This window comes from Lactococcus fujiensis JCM 16395 (assembly GCF_002441655.1).
GTDB classification, from domain to species: Bacteria; Bacillota; Bacilli; order Lactobacillales; family Streptococcaceae; genus Lactococcus; species Lactococcus fujiensis.
The window spans coordinates 1-24426 of sequence record NZ_JXJU01000012.1; the positions used below are offsets into that span (position 1 = coordinate 1).

Below are 24426 nucleotides of genomic sequence, written 5' to 3' on the forward strand. Positions count from 1 at the left end.
CTAAAAACTTGACTTAACGTCACTTTAATTAAGCAAATGTGACAAATAATATTGAGGTATATTAATGAATATAAATAACAATTTTTATCCCATACAAGTACTTCCAGGTATTCCAAGTAAGAACGGCATTAAATTTTTAGGAGAAAACGAAATCGAAGTAATTATTGACAATGCTAATCTCATCTGGAATATTTTATCAAAATGTAATGGAAAGACTAATGTAATTGACATTTTAAAAAGCCTAACTAATGATAGTGTAAATACATTAGATATTATTTCAGATTTAGCAGAAATAGGCATTATTGTAGACTCGAGAAAACAATTCTACTTGTTTCATGAGTTAATTAAAAGCCCATCTAAATATTTTTATGATTTAACAACTGAAGAAATAAAACAAATTGAAGAAAGTGATCCCCCCATAAAGAAAGGCCAAATATTAAAATTTAAAGTTAATAGTAACTCACATCTCATGAAACTTCAAGATAGTAGGCACTCTGTAAGAAATTATTCTGACAAAAAAATTTCTATTGACCAAATTGGTCAGGTATGTGATATTGGTTATAATTTAAAAAGACATGCAGTGCCAAGTGGGGGAGGTTTATATCCAATAAAAATTTTTCTAATCGTTTTAAGAGAACAGGAAGGGATAAAAACAGGATATTATGAATATGACTCAAAAAATAACTATCTTGTTAAATTTAAAGAAGCTGATGAAGAATTCATTAAATATTCCTTTAGCACTAACAATCTTCCTTACAACTCTAGTGTCCAACTGCTCATTGCTGCCGACATTGATAGGCAGACAAAAAAATATAGTAATATGGGTTACAAACTAACACTGATTGAAGTAGGACAAGTCGCACAAAATATAACTTTAGCTTGTCAGGAACTTGGGATTTGTAGTTGTGAATTTGGTGGATTATTAAACACACAATTAGAGAGTGAACTAGAGTTAGATAAAAGTATTAAACTATTTTTAGGCTTATCAATAGGTTATGAGCAAACAGAACCATCTTTAGTTCAAATATCTGATAATAATCTTGAAAAAATTGTATATGAACATTTAATTGGTCCAAAAAAATTAATATCTAAAACTAAATTATTTACAAATAAGGAATCGTCAAATTTTATATCCATTTGCTACTTTGGTGAAAATCAAAGTAAAATTAGTGGTGCCACTTCTACTTCCCCGGAATTTGCAAAATTTAAATCGGTCATCGAAGCATTTGAAAGAAGTAGAACAGAATTACTTCACGTGGATTTTGTAGGAACAGCAAATTCTCTAATCGGAAAAGAGCACCTGGATCCTCAAGCAAATAACCCGCTCTCAATTGCTCAAATAAAAAAAATGGAAATAACCCGTTTTAATAATGAACTTGTTGTTCCTTGGACAATCGGTAAAAAAGCAAATGGTAAAGAAATTTTCTTACCTAGTGATTTCGTATACTATTCTGACCAAATCGAAAAACATCAGGGCAAATACTACCAGATATTCAAAAATCAAAAATATCCCAAAATATACTGGTCAACATCATCAGGTGTTGCTGCACATTTAAATTTTGATAGTGCACAAGAGCATGCAACCTTCGAATTAATCGAACGAGACGCTATTATGCGAACTTGGCTAGCTAAGGACCCCCCTGAAATTATTAGTGATTCTTTGCTTTGTCAGCATATTATAAATCGAAAGCAATTTTGGAGTAAAAAGGGTAGAAAAACAATCAATCTCTTGTTAAATAGTAAATACTCTTATGTAGTGAATACAATAATCGTCAGTGATACATATCCTTACTTTGTTTCTGGCGCAGCTGCTGGTTTTAACTTAGATCAATGCATCATGAAATCATATGACGAAGCAGAATTTAGTTTAACTTCATTAATTTACAATCCTGAAGCTGAAATGTCACCAAATGATGTAATAACTCCTGGTGATCATGGAAGGTTATATTCTCACAAAAAGTATCTTAATACTTTAGAATGGTTGTGGAATGGTAAGGAAATTACAAAAATTCCTCATTTTAATAAGAATTTTGAAAAACTGAAGAATTCACTTGACTTAATTACAGTAGATTTGTCAGATGAAAAAATACCTCTTAAGGTAGTACGTGTATTAAGTAACAAACTGATACCAATTAGTTTTGGTTCATCAAGTGAATGCTTTTTACACTCTACGATTCTTTCAAACAACCACACTACAAGCTTACCGCATTATTTTTCATAGTTTCTATTCTGTGATTGCACACTTTCTAAGAAAAAATCACTATTTTAGATAAATATCAAATGAAAAGGAGGATACGAATGGAGAAAAAATTAAAAGTATTAAAAATTTCTATTATTCAAAATAAAGAAAATGATGCTGTAATTGCGAGTCAGACCTGTTTGTGCTGGGTTTCACAAAAGTAGCGAAAATCAATAAATAATCAAGTTATTACTTTAATTAGTACTTGACTCCCTTAAACAAATATTAAAATTTTGTAGTTGTGTGCTCTACATTTTATTATTTGGAGAAATTTTTAGAAATCATCAATCTAATAATATCTCAATTTTATTAATTATTTAATATTCTCGCCGAAATTGTCTCGTAAATTAACTTTTTAATTCTTAGAAAATAATATTGCGAACGTGCTTTTGAACTGATATCCTTATTTTCATTAGATTTGCACGAGTTATTATATTGACAATATAATAAATTATTAATTTTCTATGATAAGTTGATAAGATTTTACTAATTAAATGTTCGTACACGCAAAAGTTAATATTGTTGACATTACACAATGTATATATGATATTCTACAAAGTTTCATAAAAAAATATTATATAATTCTCAAGTAGGTGAACAAATCCGTCTAGCAATTATTTATGTCTAACATTTGATGAATTTTTCTTTTTTTCATTATATAGATATTATTGCAGACTAATTCTGTAAACTCATTATTAACAAGAGATCCGGTTGGGAGAATATTATTTCATTAATTTAATTACAGTCAAAAATAACCAGTTATTCTAATTATATTTCTAATTTCTTAATTTAAAAAAATTAGAAAAATGTCCGTAGGAGGAATTTATGAAAATTTACAAGCCTATTTTTTTTACTAGTATATTCATTGCCGCATTTGGATTAAACATACATACTAGTGCAGATTCTATTAAAGAATCTCCCAAAAATTGGAAAAATAAAGTAACTGAACAAATTAATCTAGAGTTTTCAGATAGAAAAGACACAGATAAGGTACTTCCTATGCCTATGGGGGGATATTTGTATGGTAAAGCTATGGTAATTCCTAATGGAGTAAGTAGCATTCCAAACAAAACAACATTTGATTTTGATAGTTCTACTTCACCTGACTCTATTACAGTCGCCGAAGCGAAAAAAAGAATAATTAATAGTACAGTCAATGGCGCTGAGTCAGCAAGCACAAATTTACAAATGTACCAAAATGTATTAACGCGATCTGTTTCACCATCTCCAACAACATATGGACTAGCTAAAGGACAAGTATATTATTCAGAAAAATTTTCTTCTGCGACACTAAATTCATGGCGATATGGAGGGTATCAGTTCCAAGAAGTTTATATTAGCGGTGGAACCACATATATAAATGAGCAATTAGAATGGAAGACAATTGGTGGTCCAGGAAGAATAGGCACTTACAATACAGCCATGAAACAATATACAACAAATCAAGTACAAGGAACAAAACTAAATGTTTCAAGCACTTGGACTCGAATTGGTGGATCAGCACCACTAATGTATTGGACAAATTCAACTAATGCACAATATAACGTAAGAGGGTGGTAAAATTATGAAAAATAAATTAATAATAACTATTAATCTATGTCTCTTAATTACAGCGAGTTTATTCTTTCCACAAATACATTCATCCGCAAGTGATTTAAGTATTTCAGACAATTATACAGTAAAAAGTATATTAGCAAATTATAAGGATATAAATGAATTTGAAAAAGTATTTGATCCCGCTGATGCTACAGACAGCCAATACCTATTGAAAATGCCAAATGGTGAAGGAGGTTGGTTATTGCAAAAAAAGAATGATTATAGTGTCGCAGGATATATTTACCACGGTAAAAAAGTCACTAAATTAACTCCAGCTAAAGATCCAAATGCCGCTACAATAAAACAAATAAAAGAGGCATTACTTTCTCGAAACTCACAATAATTGAACAAAGGTTTTCAAATTAATTATTTTGAAAACCTTTTCCAAATTTTATTTAAATTGAAGGAGATTTTTTATGGACGAAATGGTATTAAAAACACAACAATGGCTAAACAAAACCTACTCTGGGAAAAGTGGTTATGAAATAGTTAAAGAAGACGGTAAGACTGGGTGGTCAACTATTTATTCATTAATAGAAGGACTACAAATAGAACTAGGTATTACTTCTCTTTCCAGAAACTTTGGTACAACAACTTCTAGTTATTTTGATTCTAAGATTACGCCAAACCTAAAAAATGGTTACTCAAATAATATAGTTTTTATCATTCAAGGAGCTTTTTGGTGTAAAGGAATTACTCCTGGTGCATTTGATGGTTTATTTTCTAACTCAACTCAGAATGCAATTAATTCACTACAAACTTATGCCGGATTCACAAACAGTGAGCCTTTTACTTCAAAATGGGCAAAAGCTCTTTTTGACATGAGTGCCTTTGTAAATTTAGGTGATATTAAAATTAGGGAAATGCAACAGTGGCTGAATAAAAACTATAATCAATACTTTGGAATTCTTCCCTGCGATGGAATTTATCAACGAGCAACCAATACCGCTTTGATTTATGCTTTACAATGCGAAGAGGGTCTCGCAGTCGGTGTCGCTAATGGTACGTATGGTCCAACAACAACAAATTTAACACCAACATTATCTCAAGGACAATCCGGACGATTTGTCACTATATTACAATACTCATTGTATGTAAATAGTTTCTATCTAAATGGGGTTATTGATGGAACATACACATCCGAAGTAAGCAATGCTGTAAAAGCTTTTCAAAGTTTTATGGTACTACCTATAACAGGAATAGCAAATATGCCAACAATTAAAGCTTTATTATCTAGTGCTGGAGATCCAAACCGAACTGCCAGTGGAATTGATACTGCTACTCAGCTTAATAGTGCACAAATACAAACTCTAGTGGAAAAAGGCGTTAAATACGTTGGAAGGTATTTAACAGGATCTGTAGGTAGTAATTATGTTCCAAAAAATTTAACCGCATCAGAAATTTCCCTCATTATTAACGCTGGAATATCCATTTTCCCAATTTATGAGGACGGTGGTTACATTCTTACTCACTTTACCGCTTCACAAGGCGATATAGATGGTTTAACTGCCTCATTAACAGCAAAAGAACTCGGTATACCTTATGGAACAACAATTTATTACGCGGTTGATGTAGATATTGAAGACGGAAATATTGAAGGGACAGTAATTCCTTATTTTAAAAATGTATATTCACAAACAACTGCTTTGGGTTATAGGGTAGGCGTTTATGGCACAAGAAATGTTTGCCTAAAAGTTAGTAACGCTGGCTATGCTACAGCTTCTTTTGTCGCTAATATGTCTACCGGATGGTCAGGTAATTTGGGATTTGCGATGCCTCATAACTGGTCCTTTGATCAATATAATGAATTTACAATGGGAACCGGGGCTGGTGCTCTTCCTGTTGATCAAGATACTGTTTCTGGTAGAGATTTAGGATTTAATACCGTAACTATTAACAAAGTTCAAGAAATTCAAGCTAAATTGGTAAGTATAGGAAACATCCTTCCAATATTAAAAGAACCTGCCATTGGAACAATAAGTTTTAACGAAGAGAAAATGTTTGTTTCTGGTCCTTATCGTGTTTACATATATTTATCTGAGGAAGCAAATATCGGGCCTACAACCGATCCATTTATTTTGAATATTTCAAATGGGAAACTAACAAATAAGTTTATGAGTGATTTAACCTCGTTCTACGATGTTGCTACAATGCCTGTTGGTTTTCAAAAGCAAGAAGTGTATAATATGATAGCAGACAACATAAGTGAGGGTAAATTATCTGTATCACCAATTAAAAGAACGGATGAAGTTTCTCCAGGAATTCAACTAAAATTTGAATACTTTGATGAAAACAATTCAAATCAATCCACAACCTGGAAGATACAAGTGTTCCTCCGTAGAGAAACTGTGCTCACCAATCAACCTAATGATATTGATGCTTTTAATGTTTTAATGCAATGTTCTCAAAATGTGATTGGTTCAACGGATGTACCCAATTTCTTGCGAATGTTGGAAACATTTATTAGTATGACAAAACAACCTGATAATATCCAAATTTCTAAGACAATCGCCACAGCTGGTTTTATTACATTAGTTGGAGCAGTTATGATCGGAATTTTATTATTACCAGTAGCTTAGGAGGACCATGAAATTAAGAATAATTGGTGTAGTAATATGTTTAAGTGTAAGTCTTTTTAACTTGTCAAGTTGTTCACAAACTAAATCAATACAAAAAGACACTACTACAACTAGTAATACATACGACCCATTTAATAAAAGTGGTGATTACTTACAATCTCAAATGAGTTATTTAAAAAAAGAATTTGGTAATTCTACACTCTGGGAATTAGAAGGTTCTCCTTTTGGTTCATCTACGAATAATAACTACAATTTATACTTAAAATTAAGTAAAGTTGAACCAACCACTACTCAAAAATTTGAAGAAATAGACCAAAAGATGAGCCCACTTTTGAAAAAGATGCTCTCTATCATGAAGCAAAATGGAATAAAAAAGCCCAAAATAAGACTTATTATTGTTGATTTAAACCGCAATGCTTTGAAGGGAACTGAGCATATTCAAACGGTATTTGATTATACTTTAGACAAATGAAATCACAGACAGTTTAAAAGTTATAGGATTTCACAATGAACTATCAAAAAAGGAGAGTTAATAAAAATATTGGATTGCTGACAGGTATTTGACCTTCATGTTTAGGGTCGAATGGCAGCAATTCTAGATTTCTATGAACCATACTCTACCTTTTTTTAGTTCTGGTGCTACTTTCTCAAAATTTGAGTGGTCATTATAACTTAATTCCCCATAATGTTTGGTACTTTTACATCTAATTGCCCTTTTTTATTTGATATTTTATCATTTACAAACAAACTAAATTTTGATATTTGATATTATTCCAATAATGGCTTTCGGCGATGAAAGCACTTCACACAAAATCCATTAGAAATAATATGTTCCTGTAAAGTTCCCGTGTATAAATTAACAGTTGTATTAGAATACTGTTAAAACGCCTAATTTTGTTCTCATATAAAGCGCTTTTATCCATAAAAATGATATGATTTTAGAGGAGGAAGAAAACGATGAAAAAACATTTTTCTAACAAAGCAAAACTTATTGCCGTTGTTGCATTAACTTTGATCACTTTAGGTGCTGGAAAAGATATCTTAGGCTCAACACTTATTCCTACAAATGATACAAAGCCAGGTATCACAGTTATGCGAGTTGGTAAAACTGGTGGTGGAGCATAATTAAGCTCACTCGGTAAGTGGTAGTTTAACTACTGCTTTTTTTCAATCAATTCATGAAAGATAAATTATGAAACAAAACAATCACTTAACATTCGAAAAGAAAATTAGACTCGAAGAACTCCTTACAAAAAACTTAAGTATTTCCCAGCTCACAAGGGAACTTAGTCTTGGTGCAACAACAGTTATTGAGGAAATTAAAAAGGGAACCGTTCCTTTCAAAACCCATGAGGGTGAGATCATCCAACTTTATAAAGCCGAACGCAGCGAATTGATTACACAGCTCACTAAACAAAACTCGAAAAACTCTGTCCCTGAGCATATTGTTAATGAAATCGAACGTTTAACAAAAAATGGATTGACTGGAAAAGAGTTAGTTGCAAAGCTTAATGAAAAATTTGAGAATGACGCTCCAAGTCAATCGGTAATCTACCGATACATGAAAAGTTTTAAAGATACAACCGACTTGGCAGAAAAATATTACCAATTAGGCATGGATATTTACTATTCAAAAGATAATAAATATAATGCCAGAAAAAAATTTGATTGTTTTGAAAAGGCCGCAAAACTTGGTCATGTTGAAGCACAATTTCAATGTGGCATGATGCTTCAAGAAGGAATCGATGATGTAAGAAAAGACACCACACGTTCACTGCAGTATTATGTAAATGCCGCAAAGAGTCAACATGCCGATGCCATTATGAAAGTTGCTTATTTCTTAGAATTTGGTATTGCTTGCAAACAAAATGCCGATTTGTCTACTGAACTATACTCCATCGCAGCACATGCTGGTTCCGTTTATGCAATGCTTAAATACGCTGAGTGTTTGGAGTTAGGGCTTACGGGTTGGCAAAATATTACAGTAGCATTTTCATGGTATCAACGAGCAGCAAACCTAGGTAATTTTTACGCAAAAAAATGGATTGATGACCACAAATGCTCCATTATTAATTCTTCGGGAACAAGTATTGCTTACACCCTTGAGGAATACAACAACCTCTACTTGATTAACTTACAAAGACATATTAGCTATGATGAAGTGAAAACAGCAATGGAAAATGGCCTAATATCTGATGTTTTAACAGACGACGAAATTAAGACTAAAATCGATCAACTGACGAAAGTCAACGTCCTCTTGCCAATAGACTCAAAATCGTACTTTGAGTTATATGAATCCGTTAAAGCAAAATAACATAACTTAATTTATGTATAATTAATTAAAAAGGCGTTTTTCATAAGAAAAATGTTTTTTTAATTTTTTAAAAATATTGGAGATAACATAATTTTATATATGTTAATATCTTTTGGAAATTTTTTGGCTTTACGTATCGATAGCAACTTAATCGCATAATATAACAAAGCGAAATATGTTCAAATCTAAATATTTAATTTCGTTTTGAGAAATACTCAAAAATCACATTACAAATAAGTAATGTGATTTTTTTTACTCCTCTTATTATAAAAATTCGTATTTGTTGACATTATCGGTACAACCTAAAAATCAACTCAAATTTTCTACAAAATTCTTTTCATAAGTTGCTTTCTTAACGAGTTTTAATTTTGGTTTTTCATCTACGAGACGTAAGAGGTAATCTCCTTCGCCAATCAATGTTTTCCCTTTTTGAATAGCACTCACAACTTCTGCTCCACCAAAATAGCTGTTGAAGAACTCAGGAACATTTCCGTTCTTAAAATCATCGAGGCTTATTTCCCAAGCCGTATATTCTTCCTCAGGTGTTTTATGTTGGGCTTTAAAAACATCATCACCATCATTAGCCACATCATACTGATCAAAAAGTTTGTCATTAGCAACAACTGAGATTTTGTGATCTTCACTCAACAATAGATAGTCACCTTCTTGCGCTAATCGTGAGCCAATTTTAACAATAACCATATTTGCTGGTGAAGTAAAGATGTTATCAAAATCAATAACCTCAGTCACCCATTCAGGTGCATGACCTGCTTTAATCGCTTCTGAATCAATTTTAAACACATTGAAGATTTCTTCATTTGCGGCTGGAACAACATTTTTAATTTTTTGAGACATAATTAACTTTCTTTTTTCTTTTTAATACTATTACTATCAGTTTATTTTTTAGTTTTTGGAAATTTTAGGTAAAAAAATCACTTATTTGATGAAATAAATAAGAAACCACGTTAGTGGCCCTTTAAGCGACTTTTTTACGTGGTTTCTTTTTCCGTACTGGCAATGGATTTAACAAGAATATTTCTTTTACAACTGATTCAAACTCATCTTCCATCACTTGACGAACATAGCTAAAGTAGGCTTCCTCATTGATATTAGCTAACATAAGATCTTCCAGTTCGTCCAGTTCGTCCAATTTTCCAATCTGACTGGATATGGAAATAAAATTCTGCTTCTTCGTCCTAACTGCCAAACTCGGATATCTTGAATCTCATCATCAATCATGTTCGTAAGCTTTACTTTATTTTATTTTACATTGTATTGTTTCACTGACAATAATTATGTCGAAATTTCGTACCACATCGCGTTAGACCAACGCTAATTTAATCTGCTTGACGTCCTTCGCAATATAGATTTTGATAAACTTCATTCTCAATCGCTTTTGAGGCAATTATGACACTTATTGTGCTTAACCAAGGTAAAAAAATAACGCTCAATTTAGCTAAATTGAGCGNTATTTAATTGAATGTTTTTTCTTATCTATTTTTCAGAGATGATCTTCACTACTGTCGCCTGGGAAAATGAATTTTTTCAAAACGATGATTCCTACTATAAGAATCAAGATCGAGCAAGATATTGCCAGCACTCCAATCAAGTTATCATGATAAATTAAAAGGACACGTATCAAAGCTGTTACTCCGAGTGATAAAAGAAATATTAAAGAAACATGACCTTTGTGTCTAATTGACGTTAAAATAAGCGTTAGAAATTCAAAGAATATGAAAAATGAGAGAATACTATCAAGTATTTTGTAATATGCTGAAGATGTTTCAGCTCGAATCGTCATTTCAAGCATGTAATAAACTTCGCGAAAGAGAAAAAATATTATCACACAGCCCACTAAAATGAGAGAGAAAAAACTTGCTTTTGTTAAGAAATTAACAACTTTGTCTTCGAATTTTTCAAAATGTTTTTGCATTTAATATCCTTCCATTCATCAACTTTCTTTATCCTAACATTTATCCGTAAAATTAGCAATAATATTCTTATTAAGAAAAAATAGCTTAAAGATAATAGATAATGCCGAACAATCCTCTAATGATTTCAAATAATCATCCAAAACCATGTCATTTTATGATGATTTAGATGTAATTAATGGCAAACTTTTGATTTGCTTCGAATTTTTTGGAAATCTATTTATCCTGTACTATTTTTCCTTAAGATAAAAAAAGAAAAAAGATGTCACTCACCTCTTCTCTTTTAAACTTAAAAAATCTTTTATTAAAGTTGATTAAAACTTTTGCTGATAATCCAAGCCCCTTCACCGTAATGTTTTGCAATGTAGTGTTTATTTAGCCATTCATCGGATAGATCAGGATGTTCCAATCGCATTCTTTTTTTCTCTGCATCAATGTCGTCACGCCAAACAAGTTCACCTGTTTCTTCAAGCGCTTCAAGTTCTTGTGTTGACATATTGTTATAATTCATTTTCTATCTCCTTTCAGCTCAATAAAATCAAGTTCCTATTTGAAATATCCTATAATCTTTTTGATGTAATAATCATAGAATCATGATGGGATTGAGCTATTAAATAGGCATGAATATTGTTGCAGCGGAAGGTCCCATATTAACATTATCGTATTTCCATGAAAGCAAACTCCAAATTTGTGAAATTGAGCGGCGTCCGCTAAAAAGCATGTTGTTATAGGGATCATAAACGGTTGTATATCCATTTGAATAACCATTCAAAGCTACAATATGACGCACTCCATTACCAAGATCAAGGCATACTGTTGCTGGATAACCTTGACTTAAGTAACTTGCAAGCTGATTTGCTGAACTCATTACTTTGTAGCTGAGCCCCCAATGTGTTGCTGGGCGTGTCAAATCGGATTGGGCAGAACCAATTTCGGGGTAACGGTCAAAGCTTCCATAAGTATGTGAATAGGTTGCCACAGTTGGTGGAGTTACAATTTTTCCAAATCCTGAAAGAATCATGGCTACGGAGGTTTGGCCACATCCAGTTTGAGCCATCGTATAACCTCCATAAGTTGTTAAAGACCAACGTGAATCAAGTTGACTGTAATAAACCATAGAGAATTGTTTTGTATATTTACCTTTAGATGCATCATAATATTTAACAACTCCACCAACAGAACGCCATCCTGATTTTAATCCGATAGCTGCGCCAGAATTATCTCCCGTTTTTAAGGCATACCAAGCTAACCCTTCATCTTTCCACCCATATTTAACGATGGTTTGTTGTTCATTAAGTGATGTTGTGAAATTGTGTTTTTTTATTCCAGAATTGTAGGCGCGGTATGTTTTTACGCTCCCACCTGAATAAAAACTGATGCCTTCATATTTCCACCCACGCGTGACAAGAACATTCTTTTCATAGGCACTTAAAGTAAAAAAATGTTCGCCTGTAACATTATTGTATAAACGATAAACAGCATTTCCTGAATCTGGAGCATACCAACCTGTTCCTTCGCAATTCCATTGAATACCGACTAAAACTGATCGTTCATTATAACTTTGAGTATAAAAATGTTCGCCCGAGAGAGGATTATACATTCGATAAACGGCGATTTCTTTGACGGGAATAGGTGTCACTGTTACCGTGATGGTTTTACTAATTGCCCCGTTTGTGAAGGTAATGTTATAAGTCCCCACTTTAGCAGAATTCACTGTTCCTGTAATATTAAGCGCTGACAATGGAAGTGCATTTCCACTAACATCAGTTGCCGAAATAAAGGCAGCCTCATTTTTGAAAACAGAATTTTGCATGAGAGAGACGTTTTTAACGTTGAGGCTCGTTAAATCGGCCGTCACCGTCACTGTGGCGGTTTTAACTACGTTTCCATTTGAGAAGGTTAATGTGTAAGTTCCAATTTTATTAGTGTCAACAGTCCCTGTCACATTTAAATTTGCAAGCGTGAGGCTATTTCCATTCTGATCAGTAGCTGAAACAAATGCGAAATCATTTTTAAATACAGAATTTTGCGTTACCGTAATATTTTTAACATTTAAGCTACTTAAATCAGCTTTCACGGTGACCGTTACGGACTTAGAAATGGTTCCATTTGTATAGATTAAATTGTAAGTTCCTACTTTACTTGTTTCAACAGTTCCTGTTACAGTAACCCCCTCTATAGAAAGATTTGCGCCAGTACTATCAGTTGCTGAAATGAATCCTAATGCATTCTGAAATTGTGAATTTTGAGTTAAAGTAACGTCTTTAACTTCCAATGTTGTCAAGTCTGTCGTTGGTGTGCTTACGCTCGGGGCTGTTGGTACTTGATCAATTGATGTCGCCGGATTATTTGTTCCGCTAACGGTAGAATCTGGATTTGTTTGTGTCGTGGTCGTATCGGTTGTACCGGTTGGATTAGAAGTCGAAGTCGAACTGGAACTTACCGATGCACTCGATTGTGGGCTTGCAACTTCTGCTAATTTACTTGACGAGCCTGTAAGCTGGTCGGCCAAAGTATTACGCGCTACTAATGGCGACGAAATCAGACAGGCCAAGCCCATAATTAGAATCGCTTTACTATTTTTTTTCATAAATACACTCCTGATAATAAGTATAACAAAAATTACTTGTATTACAATTACTACACTATTGTTTTTGCTTCGAGAATTCTAATAATATTTATTTCATTAAGAAATTATTGTAAATAATATATTAATTGGTTTAAAAATATTAACTAATAATTTCTTTTATTTCATTTTAACTTAAACAGAACATAATATCAAGGCATAAAAAAGAGAAAACACCAATAATATATTAATATCATCAGTGTTTAGCGAATTTAATTTTGTAATCAATTAAATTGTAAAAATAAATCAAATGAAAGGACTAACTCTTATCTTTCTCATTTAGAACAAATTGATTTGGCTTTCATTTACTTGTTTTGGTTGAGTGGCAAGTGAGACACACTCGAGTGAGCTTCCGTTCCCATCTTCCACTTTTACCAAGTGGTGCTTATCTGAATAGAGCGCGCGGACACCACCACCTGATTTTCCTTGTTCCGAGATTAAACTTGTTAAAACGCGTTTTTTAAAGTGATCTTCGTAAATTCCTATTATTGACTCAGGAATTGTAGAAATAAAAATTGATTTCACTCCTTTTTTGTCTGCTTGGATTTGGCTTCGCTTTGTCGAAACTTTAAATTGGTCACCAGAAACGATTTTAGCCGTCCCATCATCATGGACAAAAAGTAATTTTGTTTCAATTAATTGCTGATAGTCAATAGCCAACAATGCTTCTCGATCAGGTTTTTGATCTCCCCAACCAAAGACTACTGTATCACTGCCGTCAAAGTATGCATAACCTTGGAGAGCTGAATGCGTTTTATCAACAGATTTAGCCGTCAGAGCATAAATAGGTCTGAATTTTTTGGTAGGTTTCATCAATTCAAACTTTTCTATACTTATCGTTTCATCGCCCGTTTGAATTTCGGAAGTGTTTTCTCCCATGATTTGAACCGTTTTTAATTTAAGGCGATGGGTGTTTTCTGGAATCAATGTATTGGAACCAGAACCTGCCGCTCCGACTAAGTTAAGGTCGGAAAGTCGGAGACGCTTGTAAGATTCATTTTCACTAATGGCAATGATTTCCTTAGACTCAATATCTTCTTGCTGTATCAATTGAATCAAAAGGAGTTCATCATTATCAAATTTCGGCTTCCATGCTTCAACTGATTTGCGCATTGTTTTTGTGATGAATTTACTTCCCAGAGTAATCGTACGTTTTGTTGAACCCAGTTTTGAAACAAATACAAGTTGACTTTGGTCATTTTCTAAAGCCGTTCGTGTGGTATAGCATAAAACCTGTTCGTCATTTTGCAAACCATTTTTACTAAAGACGGCCTGTAAGGCATCACCACGTGACCCATCACGTGTGCCGTACTTTTTTAAGCTCCTGAAAGGAAGTTGATACATTTTTCCTTTATTGGTAAAGATGACCAACATGTCATCATCGGTAGTATCAATGATTTGAACAATATCATCAGCGCTGACCGATTTTCGATCCGTCATTTTCAGATACTGATATTTATCAATGGTCAGTGTCACTTCGGAAATAATCGTTTGTTCTGTATAAGCACTCACTTCACTTTGACTTAATAATTTAGTCCGACGTTCGGTAAAACCATCCTTCTTAAGCATTTCAATTGCTTGATCCATTCGTTTTACGAGTAAGGCCACACGTTTACCTTTGTCTGATATTAAAATTCTTGCTTGCTTGATTTTCTTATCAAGTTCTTTTTGTTCTTTGAAGAGGGCATCGGCATCAATTTTATTCAATTGATAAATGCGCATTGTGGCGATCGAGTCAGCTTGACGAGGAGAGTATGAAAAATCACTCAATTGACCTTCAATTTTTATTTCGCCTGTCAAAACTTTGACCAATTCATCTTTGCCGGTTGTATTTCTTGCGGCATGAATGATCGCTGTAATATTTCCTGGAACTCTAATCAAACCTTCAACGATTTCTTGACGTCTAATTGAATCATCAAGAATGACCTTAAACTCACGGATGACTAGACGGTGTTGGAAACCTGCAAAAGTATGGAGGTAGGACATCAAATTATATTGTTTTGGAACTTTCCCATCTAAAGCCATCCAAGACAAGCTATAGGTTTTTGACAAATCTGTTTTAGCAAAGAGCATCGCTTTGGCCTGCTCATGATCCATACCTGATTGCAAAGTAACATCAATGTGAACACGATTTTCAGCAGCATCTTCTGCAGTGGTATAGTCGTCAATTGCTTTGATTCCACGTAATTTGTTGGCGATGATCATATCTTTGACCTTATCGATGAAAGTGTCAACTGCCCCTCCCATTTCAAAGGGAATTTCAGTAATCACTAAGCCGTTTTTTGATTCAGGGTCATCAATGATCGTCCCCCTATTAATAAAGCGACCCACCCCGGTCTGGTAATATGCTCTAGGATCACCCAATAAGCTACCATGGGTTGGTAAATCAGGTCCCTTTATAATTTCAATTGCATCGTCAAGTGTCAACGCCGAGTTTTGCAGATATGCTTTTGTCAGCTCTATTGCGTCGACAGGATGATGAGGCGCAATGGTTGACGTAAAACCAACAGCAATTCCCGTTTTAACACCATTTATTAATAAATAAGGCAATTTGGCAGGGAAAACTTTAGGCATCGTCGTAGTATTATCATAATTGGGCTCGTAAGGGACAATCTTATCTGAACAATTCCCAATCATTTCTTGACCATACTTAGTCAAACGTGTTTCTGTATAACGTGCGGCTGCAGCAGTTGTTCCCGTGATATTTCCAAAACTTGTCAAAGTTCCGTCAATTGGATTCAATGTGAAAGTCCAAGGTTGTGTCAAATAGACCAAACTCCCATAGGAATCCGCATGTGGATGCAAACGTCCCATGACATCTCCAGTAATCTGTTGCGATTTCATCGGTTTTGCATTAGGGTTTAATTTAGATTGGTACATTGAAAATAGGATCCGACGTTGAACAGGTTTAAGCCCATCCTTAACGTCTGGTAATGCACGGTCTGAGGCGACAGAAACACCATAATTGATAAAAAATTGCTTATTTGCCTCAGCAATATCAATGGGTGTAATATTATTTTTTTTAGACATTATTTTTAATACTTTCCAATTTGAGCTGTGAGAAAAGGGGGTTATTCTTCAATGTTGGCGAAATCACCATTTTCCATTAAAAATTCACGTCTAGCCTCTACTTTTGTCCCCATCAACATTTGTTGTGTTTCATAGGCTTGATCAAAGTCTTCAGTCGTAAATTGAAAAATACGGCGCGTTTCTGGATTAACAAGCGTTTCTCTTGTTAAAGGTACATTGAGTTCACCTAGACCTTTATAACGGGCAACTTTTACAATTTCCTGACCACTGTTGAGGAGAGCTTCTTGTTCCTGCTGGCTATAAGTGTTAATGACCTTCTTATTTTTCATTGTATTTGCATAAAGCGGTGCTATTGCTCGATATAAATGCCCATTTTTTATCAAATCAGGCATGTATGAAAAAATTAGAGTTGTGATTAAACTCGAAATATTGTCACCATCACTATCGGTATCGGTTGCAATAATCACATGATTATAATTGAGTTTTTCTTCATTATAATTCGAGCCTATCCCAGCACCAATGGCATTCAAAATTGTGACTGCTTCTTCGTTCCCCATGACTTTTTCAGGAGTGGCTTTAAAACTATTAATAACCTTCCCACGTACTGGCATAACGGCTTGATAGTAACCGTTTTTCCCGTTAAGACGACATTGGATTAAGTTTCCACTTGCTGAATCTCCTTCGGTAATAAATAATTCAGCAGCTGTTACATTATTTGCACCATATAATTTTTTAGCGGGGACCAATTTTTTTGATAATTTGGCTTTATTTTCTTTTGTATCTAATTTAATTTTAGAAAAATCTGCAAATTTCTTTCGATCTTGGGCACGTTGAATGGACTGTTTTATGACCGCTTCTACTTCGCTGATATATTTATCCCACTCAAATTGGCCTTGTTCATAGGTGATTTTATTCAGTGCAGATTTGGCACTGGTTTCCGTCATCATGTCTTTCGTCTGACTACTATAGACTGGATCCGTATGTAACAGTGAAATAACCGCGATTAAACCAGGTCGTAAATCTCTGGCTTCAATCGTATCCTTTGAAAGATTGAGATTTTTATTATAATTATTAAAAAGACGTGAAATCCCTTGTAAAAAGCCGTCAATGTGCGTTCCACCTTGACTGTTAAATAAAGTGTTTGTAAAACCAATGGCAGTCATTTCACTTGCGGTCGTCCAAGCGAGTGCGATTTTTGCTTGAATAGTAGTTGCAGGAGCATTTGGGATTTTACTCTCCGTCGTTACGGTGCCTTCGAACTCATGAATACTTGTTATTAACTGCCCCTCAGAATTTTCGCTTAAAAATTGAACGTACGCCTTTAATCCTCCCTCTTCATGCAAAGTGATCTTTTGCTCCGAAGTTTCGTCTGATAAATGATAAGTCGCTGAGGCGTTGAGATAGGCCAATCGATGTAAATCCGATTTGAGTAAATCGAAGTCAAAATCAATGCTTTCAAAAACCTCTTCAGATGGTTTAAAAGTAAACTCTGTCCCGTGATAGCCAACTTTATCTCCTTCTGGTAAATTTTCTACTGACTGTGGTTGGGCATAATAGGTTCCATCTGATTTCAATTCAACTGTAGGTATACCTGGTTCCTGCTTTAATTCATCAAAAATAAAATGGTCGCTATAATATTTATTATCCCGCCAAATTTTTAAATCGACGAAGTCAGATAAGGCAGTAACAGCTTTTGAACCGACTCCATTTGTCCCAGCAGAGGCAGAGTTGTCAAGTTCATAGTGACTTGACACGTTTAGACGGCTGACTGCAGCGCGTGCACTTGGGATGAAGGAACCATCAATCATTTGCATGGGCTGGATTGGTAGTCCACGACCATTATCGCGAACCGATAAGGATCCATCTTCATGAAGTGTTACCCAAACATCAGTCGCAAAACCATTAATAATTTCATCGGACGCATTATCTCGGATTTCACGGTATAAATGATAGGCATTTGCAACACTCCCGACATACATCCCAGGGCGTAGTCTCAAATGAGTCAATCCTGAAAGTTCTTTTAGTTGTTGATTTGTTTTTTCTATTTCAGTCACTTTTTGACCTTTCTAAATCTTCTCTATTCTTATTTTAACATTTTATGATCAAATTGTTTATGCTTCAATTGATACAGAGACTCAGTTTAGCACTTTTAGTATTCATCTTTACAAAAATATTTGTATAATTTGTTCATATAAGCGTTTCATGCTCTTCGTATAAATTTTCAGACTTCATAAGAGTACCTAACTAAAACATCGTTCTTTTCTTATTTTATGGTAATGATTGCACTCATCCCATCATTTAACTAACTAATACCCCATTTACTCTGCATTTCTTGCACTTCAATTCTAATTATATCGGAAAAAAATAAATGAATCAATGGACACAAATATTGGGAATATCCTAAAAATAAATTCTTCTTTTAAAAATAGCAGTCCTTAAAAGGTTTCTATATTATATTTAACAAATAGCATTACTCATAACTCCTAATTAATCATAAAATTGTTAATTTTGTAAGTTGAATGGTTAATATTTTATCCTAATTCAAAACTTAAAACACAGCATAATAAAATATTAAACTGTGTAAGAAGAGGGTCTTAAATTTAGCTATTTTAATCTTACTGGAAGGCACCAATATTGATTTTTCCATTGATCGTTCGTGGGTCACCATTTAAATCCTCAGTCCCAACAAATCTACTTTCAACCCCAGCAGAGTATGCTTTAGAGGATTTTTTTAAATGGAAATTTCCATCTCCAGCGTTGACAAAATCAGGATTGCCCATTAAATTGTGATTAATCACGATATTTTGTGGGTCTCCTGAAATTTGTTCAGACCCGTCTAAGATATTATTCTGTATCAGATTTGAATTGTATTGTGCGTAGGCTTGAATTAAAATTTGAGAACCATTTTGATAAAGTGTATTGTTTATTATTTTGATATTTGAAGCGCTACCGCGTTTTTTATCATATCCACCAAATGCAATTCCTGCGATCGCTTTGCAATGTGTGATTAAGTTGTTTCTGATTATTATATCCTGCGTTGATTTGCCAAAATGTTCACTTGCTGCTTCAATTCCAATGTCCGAATTGGAGATGATGTTTTGTTCAATCATAACATGCCGTGCGCCATCAGAATAAATTCCTGCGGCCGAGGGGCTATTTCCGTATGCAGGATTATGGCTAGTGCTTATGTTCCAAATTTTATTCTTTGAAATGGTTCCTTCTCGCGCGAAATCATTTTCTCCAGCTGTTCCTTCAAAACCAATCAAATCGATTCCAATATTGTCATTGTCATGAATTTTATTACTGGTAATATTAAAATTAGAAACATTACCGTTTATTGCTACTGTTTCGGATTGACCTAATCTGTTATTTGATATTTCACAATCAGTAATTGAAAGAGATTCAATCGGGTATTTTGAATTGCTACCATAAACGCCAATTGCATGTGCGTTAGCCTGTGAGGAATCACTGTTGATGTTTTCAATATGTTGAATATTTAAGTGACTTAATGCAATGTGATTCGCATCTCCAGAAATTAAAACTCCAGCCGGAACAGATTCATTTTTTGACACAAAGTTTTCTATCAAAAGCCCACTGATACGAATGTATGAATGATTTTCAATATTGATAAGCCCTTGCATATCACTAGTGACAGTTTGGTTTTTTCCGTCAATTATAACTTTTTCATCAGCATAGTTTCTAATAGTTAACCAATGTTCGGCTTTACCCGATTTATTTACCTCAAGTTTTTCGTGATAAACGCCTCTTCTTATATATATCGTATCACCAGCATTGGCGTGATCTACAGCTTCTTGAATTGTTCTGTAAGGATTTTCAAAGGTTCCCGAATGTTTAGAAAAAATGGCTTGCGAGACATAGATTGAATGGGGATTTTCATGTTTCTTCGTAGATGACGTCCAGAAAATAAATAAGAAGACAAATAGCGCACCACAAAAAACAAGTGAACTTATTATAAAATATTTTTTCATTTTATCCCTCTTTATTTACATAGTTTAAATTATGTAATTATTGTAAAAGCATGATTAATCTCTATCAAAATAAATTAATAGTATTGGAATTATAGCATAATAATACGTATTAGGATAATAAAAAGTCAAAGATTACTTTTTGACTTCTTTTATTTAATTGCTCCTCCATTTCCATAAAGTGACCCTGAGCTCTAGTATTGCTGCTGTTAGGTAAGTTAATTCTAAAATAGGAACTGTGAAAACAGACATTTTCTTGTCCTTTATCTCTAAAAATATATCTAAAATTATTCGAGCAGAGTCAAGTGGAAAGAAGGGAAGGAGTTCGTCAGCTCTGTTCTTGTTAATGGCCTTCATTACTCGTTCAAATGCGCCGATAAATATCCTGATTTCAAAAAAATATTAAAAAAAGCATCACGTCGGATGCTTTTTAAAATTCTTGTAAAATGGCATTTAAATGGTTAAATTGTGCAGGTTCTGACATTTCCACGGTCATTTCCCAAGGTGTGGTTCCTTCTTGAACAGCCAATTCTAAAAAGATTTTCTGGAAACTGGTTAAATCTTCGGACTGTAGGAGGCAATCAATTTCTTGCGAGGTGAGTAAAATACCATCTCGCTGAATGGCCTTATTTAGATAACGTAACCAAAGTTCAAAATTCCATTTTGATTTTTTTGCTGCTTGAATATAATATTCAGTCCAACTCATCTTAATAACCTCATTAAATCTGGATTTTCTCGTAAGTACTGACGTAACGCTTCTTCACCAAAAGCAACACTGTAAGCTTCTAAAATGATCGCAGGATCCGTTTCTCCATTTGAAAACTGTCGGTTCAATTGAAGTAATTTTTGTGGACTTTTTATATCCATAGCCCTCATTATTTTGGCAATATCAGGAATATCTTTGCTTCTTCCAGCCTGAATTTTATCGATCAAAATTGATTGTAATGATGAAATTGTGACAGAAAGATGTGATGCTTCAAAAATAACCTTACGATCATCTATAGATCCGAGTGACATCATTTGACCAACAGCATGATTAAGCCAAGCTTCACGTGCAGTCCCGACACCAAATTCATTTCCAACTTCAGCAATCAAGCTTTCAATTTTTGCTGATGATTCGTAGAATGCATCAATATCGTCTGTCGCCTTTAATCCATAATATTCAAGGACGAATCCCCCTACACAATCCAATTGTAAGGTCAAATTATGTTCAGCTAATTTTTCATTCAAACGGAAAAATAACTTTTTATAATCCATACACATCCTCTGTTAATTTTATTACTTATATTTTAACATATTCTCTATAAAATGAATAGGGGACGACTTTATAGATGTTAACAAATCGAGTGGAGCCGAGATCATTTGACAAGTTGATGTCTGAGGAGTGGCATTTTTTCTTGAACCGCTTCAAGCGCAAATGTTTTATCGAAAAGCCAGGGTCTCAATTCATCTTGGCGTAGAATCAGAGGCATCCGATGGTGGAAATCAAGCATAGATTCATTTGCCTCCCTTGTAATAATGACTGAACGAAGGCCATTGGGCTGCCTCTGATAAAGCCCAGCTAGATAGAGTGGTTCACTTTCGTCAACTGTAAAAAAATATTTATCCTTAGATTTTTTTGAACTAGTCTGATGTTGCCACTCGTAAAATCCGCTTGTTGGAATTACGCATCTTTGTTTATCGAACAAAGGGGCAAAAGTTTTTTTCTTCATTAAAGTTTCGCCACGAGCATTAATTATCAGGGACCGACCATTTAACCCCCACTGTGATCCAAAAGCACCCACCTTAGATTGACCATCGCCAATAAGGGTCAAAATTAAATCTGATGGGAAGACTTCGCCTTCTTTTATTCTTTGACGGTTAATTTCTTGCTCATGTTCCTCAAAAGCATAAGATTTTTCAATTTCACTTTGCAAACGGGCATTTGCCTTTTCTGTCAGTGCTGACAGGGTTTTATTGCTGCCAGATTCAAATAGGAAACGGCCACACATCGGTCTCACCTCCACTTTCTATTCATTCTATTTTATCAAAAGTTCAGTTATTTTGAAATAGTCACAAAAAAAGCGCAAGAAGCGCTTTATGATTGATGATTTAAGTTGTTGGACGTGACGGATAAAAATTGGAATCGATCGAAACTTGTTTAACTTCTTTCGAAATAGCGAGTTGAAAAGCCTCTTGACCAAGTTCCATATAATGATTATCAACTGTCGGTAAATTGAGTAATTGACCCGCCAATAGTTTTTCCTGACCAACAATGAGTGGCTTTTTTAATCCTCTTTCTTCATACCAAAGCCAAAGGCCTGCAGCAATATTGTCGGAATTTGCAAAGATACCGTCAAATTGACCAACTTCTGGCGCAAGTGCATAACCATCCTCGTCAGATATGGCTCCTGTCAGCATTTGCTCTTTCCTAACTTTTTGACCAAATATTTTTTCGTAAGCACTGATGGTTACAGAAGTCGTTGGTGATTTCGCTCGAGCAAAGAGAAAACCAATAGATTTTACACCCTGCATTTTCATCCATGCAAAGGCTGCTTCATATCCCAAACGCCGTTCCGTATAAATAGCGGGGATATCGGCATGAGCTGGCTTATGACAAAGCACAAGCGGGCCATACTTTTGATAAGTCATCAAACGTTCCTCACTAACTTGTGTCGAAGTAAAAATCATCGCCTCAAAGGCTTTTTTTCGGAATTGCTCTAAATATTTGATTTCAAGTGCTTCATCATAATTGGACGGCAAAATGACAATTTTAAAATGTGTATCAAAACTTTTTTCGAGGACACCTTCTAGAATCTGTTTAAAAAAAGGGTGCTTGACATGGGGAAGGACGAGACCAATCTGATGATTGGTTCCCTTAGCTAAATCTTGAGCGATGGCATTTGTGACATAGTCCAATTCATTTGCTAATCTTAAAATTTTTTTTTTTGCATCTTCCGAGACGTAACCATTTCCAGAAATGGCTCTTGATACCGTAGATTTCGAATAGCCGGACAATTTTGAAAGGTCCGATAAAGATGTCATAAAACCTCCTGCGCATTTATATCGTGTATTGCAGATATTGCTTGAGCGACCCCATGGTCACTGCTTGTTGCTACCACCATTTTAGCATATTTTTGAACATTCGCAGGCGCATTTTTAACAACGATTGGAAGTCCAGCCTGTTCAAGCATTGGGATATCATTTTCGCCATCACCAATCGCTGCTATTTCTTGACGCTCTATTCCTTCTTCTTCTAAAATCCAATTGATGGCTTCAAATTTAGATGAATGATTTGAAGTGATTTCTAAATACCATTGGCCAGATCGACGGATAGATAGGCCTGAAAAGTTCAAGTTTTCCAATCTCTTAATCAACAGTTGCATCTCTGATTCATCAAAGGCCATCATCATTATTTTATAGATTTCTGATTGACCATTAAATGGCTTAATTCTTGGTTCCATGTTTGTCAAGGCTTTTTGAAGAAAGACCCCTTTATCTTGCTTTGCAATGTACCAATGGGAGAGTGAATACCAGCTTAAACTTACGCGTGAAAATTCAGTCGTAACCACTTGTAAAATCTGTTCAATTTGATCAGATTTTATAACGTTTTTCTCTAATATTTCAAGTCCAAAATCATTTTTTTTGAAAATCAAATTTCCATTAAATGCAATCTGAGGGCTATCCAAATCCAATTGATCAATCAAATCAGTCATTTCTAATGGACTTCTTGCTGAAACAAGCGTCACTGGTAATTCACTGTAGTAAATAGCCCATTTATTAGTCTCTGAAAGGTTTCCGCGTACATCTAATAATGTTCCGTCTAAATCTGTAAAAATATGTTTGATTGTCATCTCAATCTCCTTAAGATATATTTATTTGATGATTCCATTCTAACTTGTGGAACGAGTTCCATGTCAAGGCTTAAAAACTATTTTTATGTAAAAAAAATAGTTTTTACAAAAATAAACGTATTCTGGATTGCTTTTGTTTATTTTCACTGTATTTCTATTACATCTAAAAGATTAATCCATTCAATAAAAGACTGTACTTTTTTGAATAGTGAAGCTTGAATCATTTGATGGTTTTATGTTATACTTTTGAGGTATAAGGGTGATATATAGTAACGATTGTTACATCAATTAA

The 24426-nt window shown here is 34.1% G+C and carries 20 protein-coding genes; 7 read left to right on the forward strand and 13 right to left on the reverse strand.

Features of this window, described 5'->3' with window-relative positions:
• Window positions 1-64: 64 nt before the first annotated feature.
• The 7 genes from RT41_RS08435 (at window position 65) to RT41_RS08460 (ending at window position 8728) form a co-directional block, all read left to right on the forward strand.
• A complete protein-coding gene (locus RT41_RS08435) occupies window positions 65-2221 on the forward strand; it encodes a SagB family peptide dehydrogenase (RefSeq protein WP_096818900.1) in 2157 nt (718 codons plus the stop codon).
• 843 nt (window positions 2222-3064) lie between these two features.
• Window positions 3065-3799 (forward strand): hypothetical protein, encoded by a 735-nt coding sequence (locus RT41_RS08440; protein ID WP_054639942.1) that lies wholly within the window; start codon window positions 3065-3067, stop codon window positions 3797-3799.
• A gap of 4 nt (window positions 3800-3803) precedes the next feature.
• Complete coding sequence (locus RT41_RS08445; RefSeq protein ID WP_054639941.1) at window positions 3804-4178, forward strand: hypothetical protein; 375 nt, start codon at window positions 3804-3806, stop codon at window positions 4176-4178.
• A gap of 73 nt (window positions 4179-4251) precedes the next feature.
• Window positions 4252-6414 (forward strand): glycoside hydrolase domain-containing protein, encoded by a 2163-nt coding sequence (locus RT41_RS08450; RefSeq protein ID WP_096818902.1) that lies wholly within the window; start codon window positions 4252-4254, stop codon window positions 6412-6414.
• A gap of 7 nt (window positions 6415-6421) precedes the next feature.
• Window positions 6422-6886: a hypothetical protein gene (locus tag RT41_RS08455; RefSeq protein ID WP_096818904.1), complete on the forward strand. Its 465-nt coding sequence runs from the start codon at window positions 6422-6424 to the stop codon at window positions 6884-6886.
• Between the two features lie 485 nt (window positions 6887-7371).
• Window positions 7372-7539, forward strand: a complete 168-nt coding sequence (locus RT41_RS10480; protein WP_180752704.1) for a hypothetical protein — start codon at window positions 7372-7374, stop codon at window positions 7537-7539.
• Between the two features lie 67 nt (window positions 7540-7606).
• Entirely contained in the window at window positions 7607-8728 is a 1122-nt protein-coding gene (locus tag RT41_RS08460) for a tetratricopeptide repeat protein (RefSeq protein WP_096818906.1), read from the forward strand.
• Window positions 8729-9037: 309 nt separating this feature from the next.
• Here RT41_RS08460 and RT41_RS08465 read toward each other — a convergent pair whose 3' ends face one another.
• The 13 genes from RT41_RS08465 to RT41_RS08525 all read right to left on the reverse strand — a co-directional run bounded on the left by RT41_RS08465 (window position 9038) and on the right by RT41_RS08525 (window position 24134).
• Window positions 9038-9583, reverse strand: a complete 546-nt coding sequence (locus RT41_RS08465) for a hypothetical protein (RefSeq protein WP_096818908.1) — start codon at window positions 9581-9583, stop codon at window positions 9038-9040.
• 121 nt (window positions 9584-9704) lie between these two features.
• Window positions 9705-9935 (reverse strand): hypothetical protein, encoded by a 231-nt coding sequence (locus RT41_RS10355; protein WP_143467357.1) that lies wholly within the window; start codon window positions 9933-9935, stop codon window positions 9705-9707.
• A 294-nt stretch (window positions 9936-10229) separates the two neighbouring features.
• The gene (gene psiE / locus RT41_RS08470) at window positions 10230-10661 is read right to left on the reverse strand and encodes a phosphate-starvation-inducible protein PsiE (protein ID WP_096818910.1); all 432 of its coding nucleotides are present in this window, start codon (window positions 10659-10661) and stop codon (window positions 10230-10232) included.
• Between the two features lie 302 nt (window positions 10662-10963).
• Window positions 10964-11170, reverse strand: a complete 207-nt coding sequence (locus RT41_RS08475) for a hypothetical protein (RefSeq protein ID WP_054639932.1) — start codon at window positions 11168-11170, stop codon at window positions 10964-10966.
• 99 nt (window positions 11171-11269) lie between these two features.
• Complete coding sequence (locus tag RT41_RS08480; RefSeq protein WP_096818912.1) at window positions 11270-13249, reverse strand: bacterial Ig-like domain-containing protein; 1980 nt, start codon at window positions 13247-13249, stop codon at window positions 11270-11272.
• Window positions 13250-13564: 315 nt separating this feature from the next.
• Complete coding sequence (locus RT41_RS08485; RefSeq protein ID WP_096818916.1) at window positions 13565-16315, reverse strand: DNA gyrase subunit A; 2751 nt, start codon at window positions 16313-16315, stop codon at window positions 13565-13567.
• A gap of 41 nt (window positions 16316-16356) precedes the next feature.
• A complete protein-coding gene (locus RT41_RS08490) occupies window positions 16357-18369 on the reverse strand; it encodes a toprim domain-containing protein (RefSeq protein ID WP_096818918.1) in 2013 nt (670 codons plus the stop codon).
• A 561-nt stretch (window positions 18370-18930) separates the two neighbouring features.
• On the reverse strand, window positions 18931-20304 hold the full coding sequence (locus RT41_RS10665; protein ID WP_096818920.1) for a right-handed parallel beta-helix repeat-containing protein: 1374 nt from the start codon (window positions 20302-20304) through the stop codon (window positions 18931-18933).
• Window positions 20305-20731: 427 nt separating this feature from the next.
• Window positions 20732-21007, reverse strand: a complete 276-nt coding sequence (locus tag RT41_RS08505) for a hypothetical protein (protein WP_096818923.1) — start codon at window positions 21005-21007, stop codon at window positions 20732-20734.
• Entirely contained in the window at window positions 21004-21558 is a 555-nt protein-coding gene (locus RT41_RS08510; protein ID WP_096818925.1) for a DUF6036 family nucleotidyltransferase, read from the reverse strand. Before RT41_RS08510 ends, RT41_RS08505 begins: the two co-directional genes overlap by 4 nt.
• A gap of 101 nt (window positions 21559-21659) precedes the next feature.
• Window positions 21660-22292 (reverse strand): SOS response-associated peptidase, encoded by a 633-nt coding sequence (locus tag RT41_RS08515; RefSeq protein ID WP_096818928.1) that lies wholly within the window; start codon window positions 22290-22292, stop codon window positions 21660-21662.
• Window positions 22293-22392: 100 nt separating this feature from the next.
• The gene (locus tag RT41_RS08520; protein ID WP_096818930.1) at window positions 22393-23325 is read right to left on the reverse strand and encodes a LacI family DNA-binding transcriptional regulator; all 933 of its coding nucleotides are present in this window, start codon (window positions 23323-23325) and stop codon (window positions 22393-22395) included.
• Window positions 23322-24134: an HAD family hydrolase gene (locus tag RT41_RS08525; protein ID WP_096818933.1), complete on the reverse strand. Its 813-nt coding sequence runs from the start codon at window positions 24132-24134 to the stop codon at window positions 23322-23324. The genes RT41_RS08520 and RT41_RS08525 overlap by 4 nt, the downstream gene beginning before the upstream one ends.
• Window positions 24135-24426 lie beyond the last annotated feature (292 nt).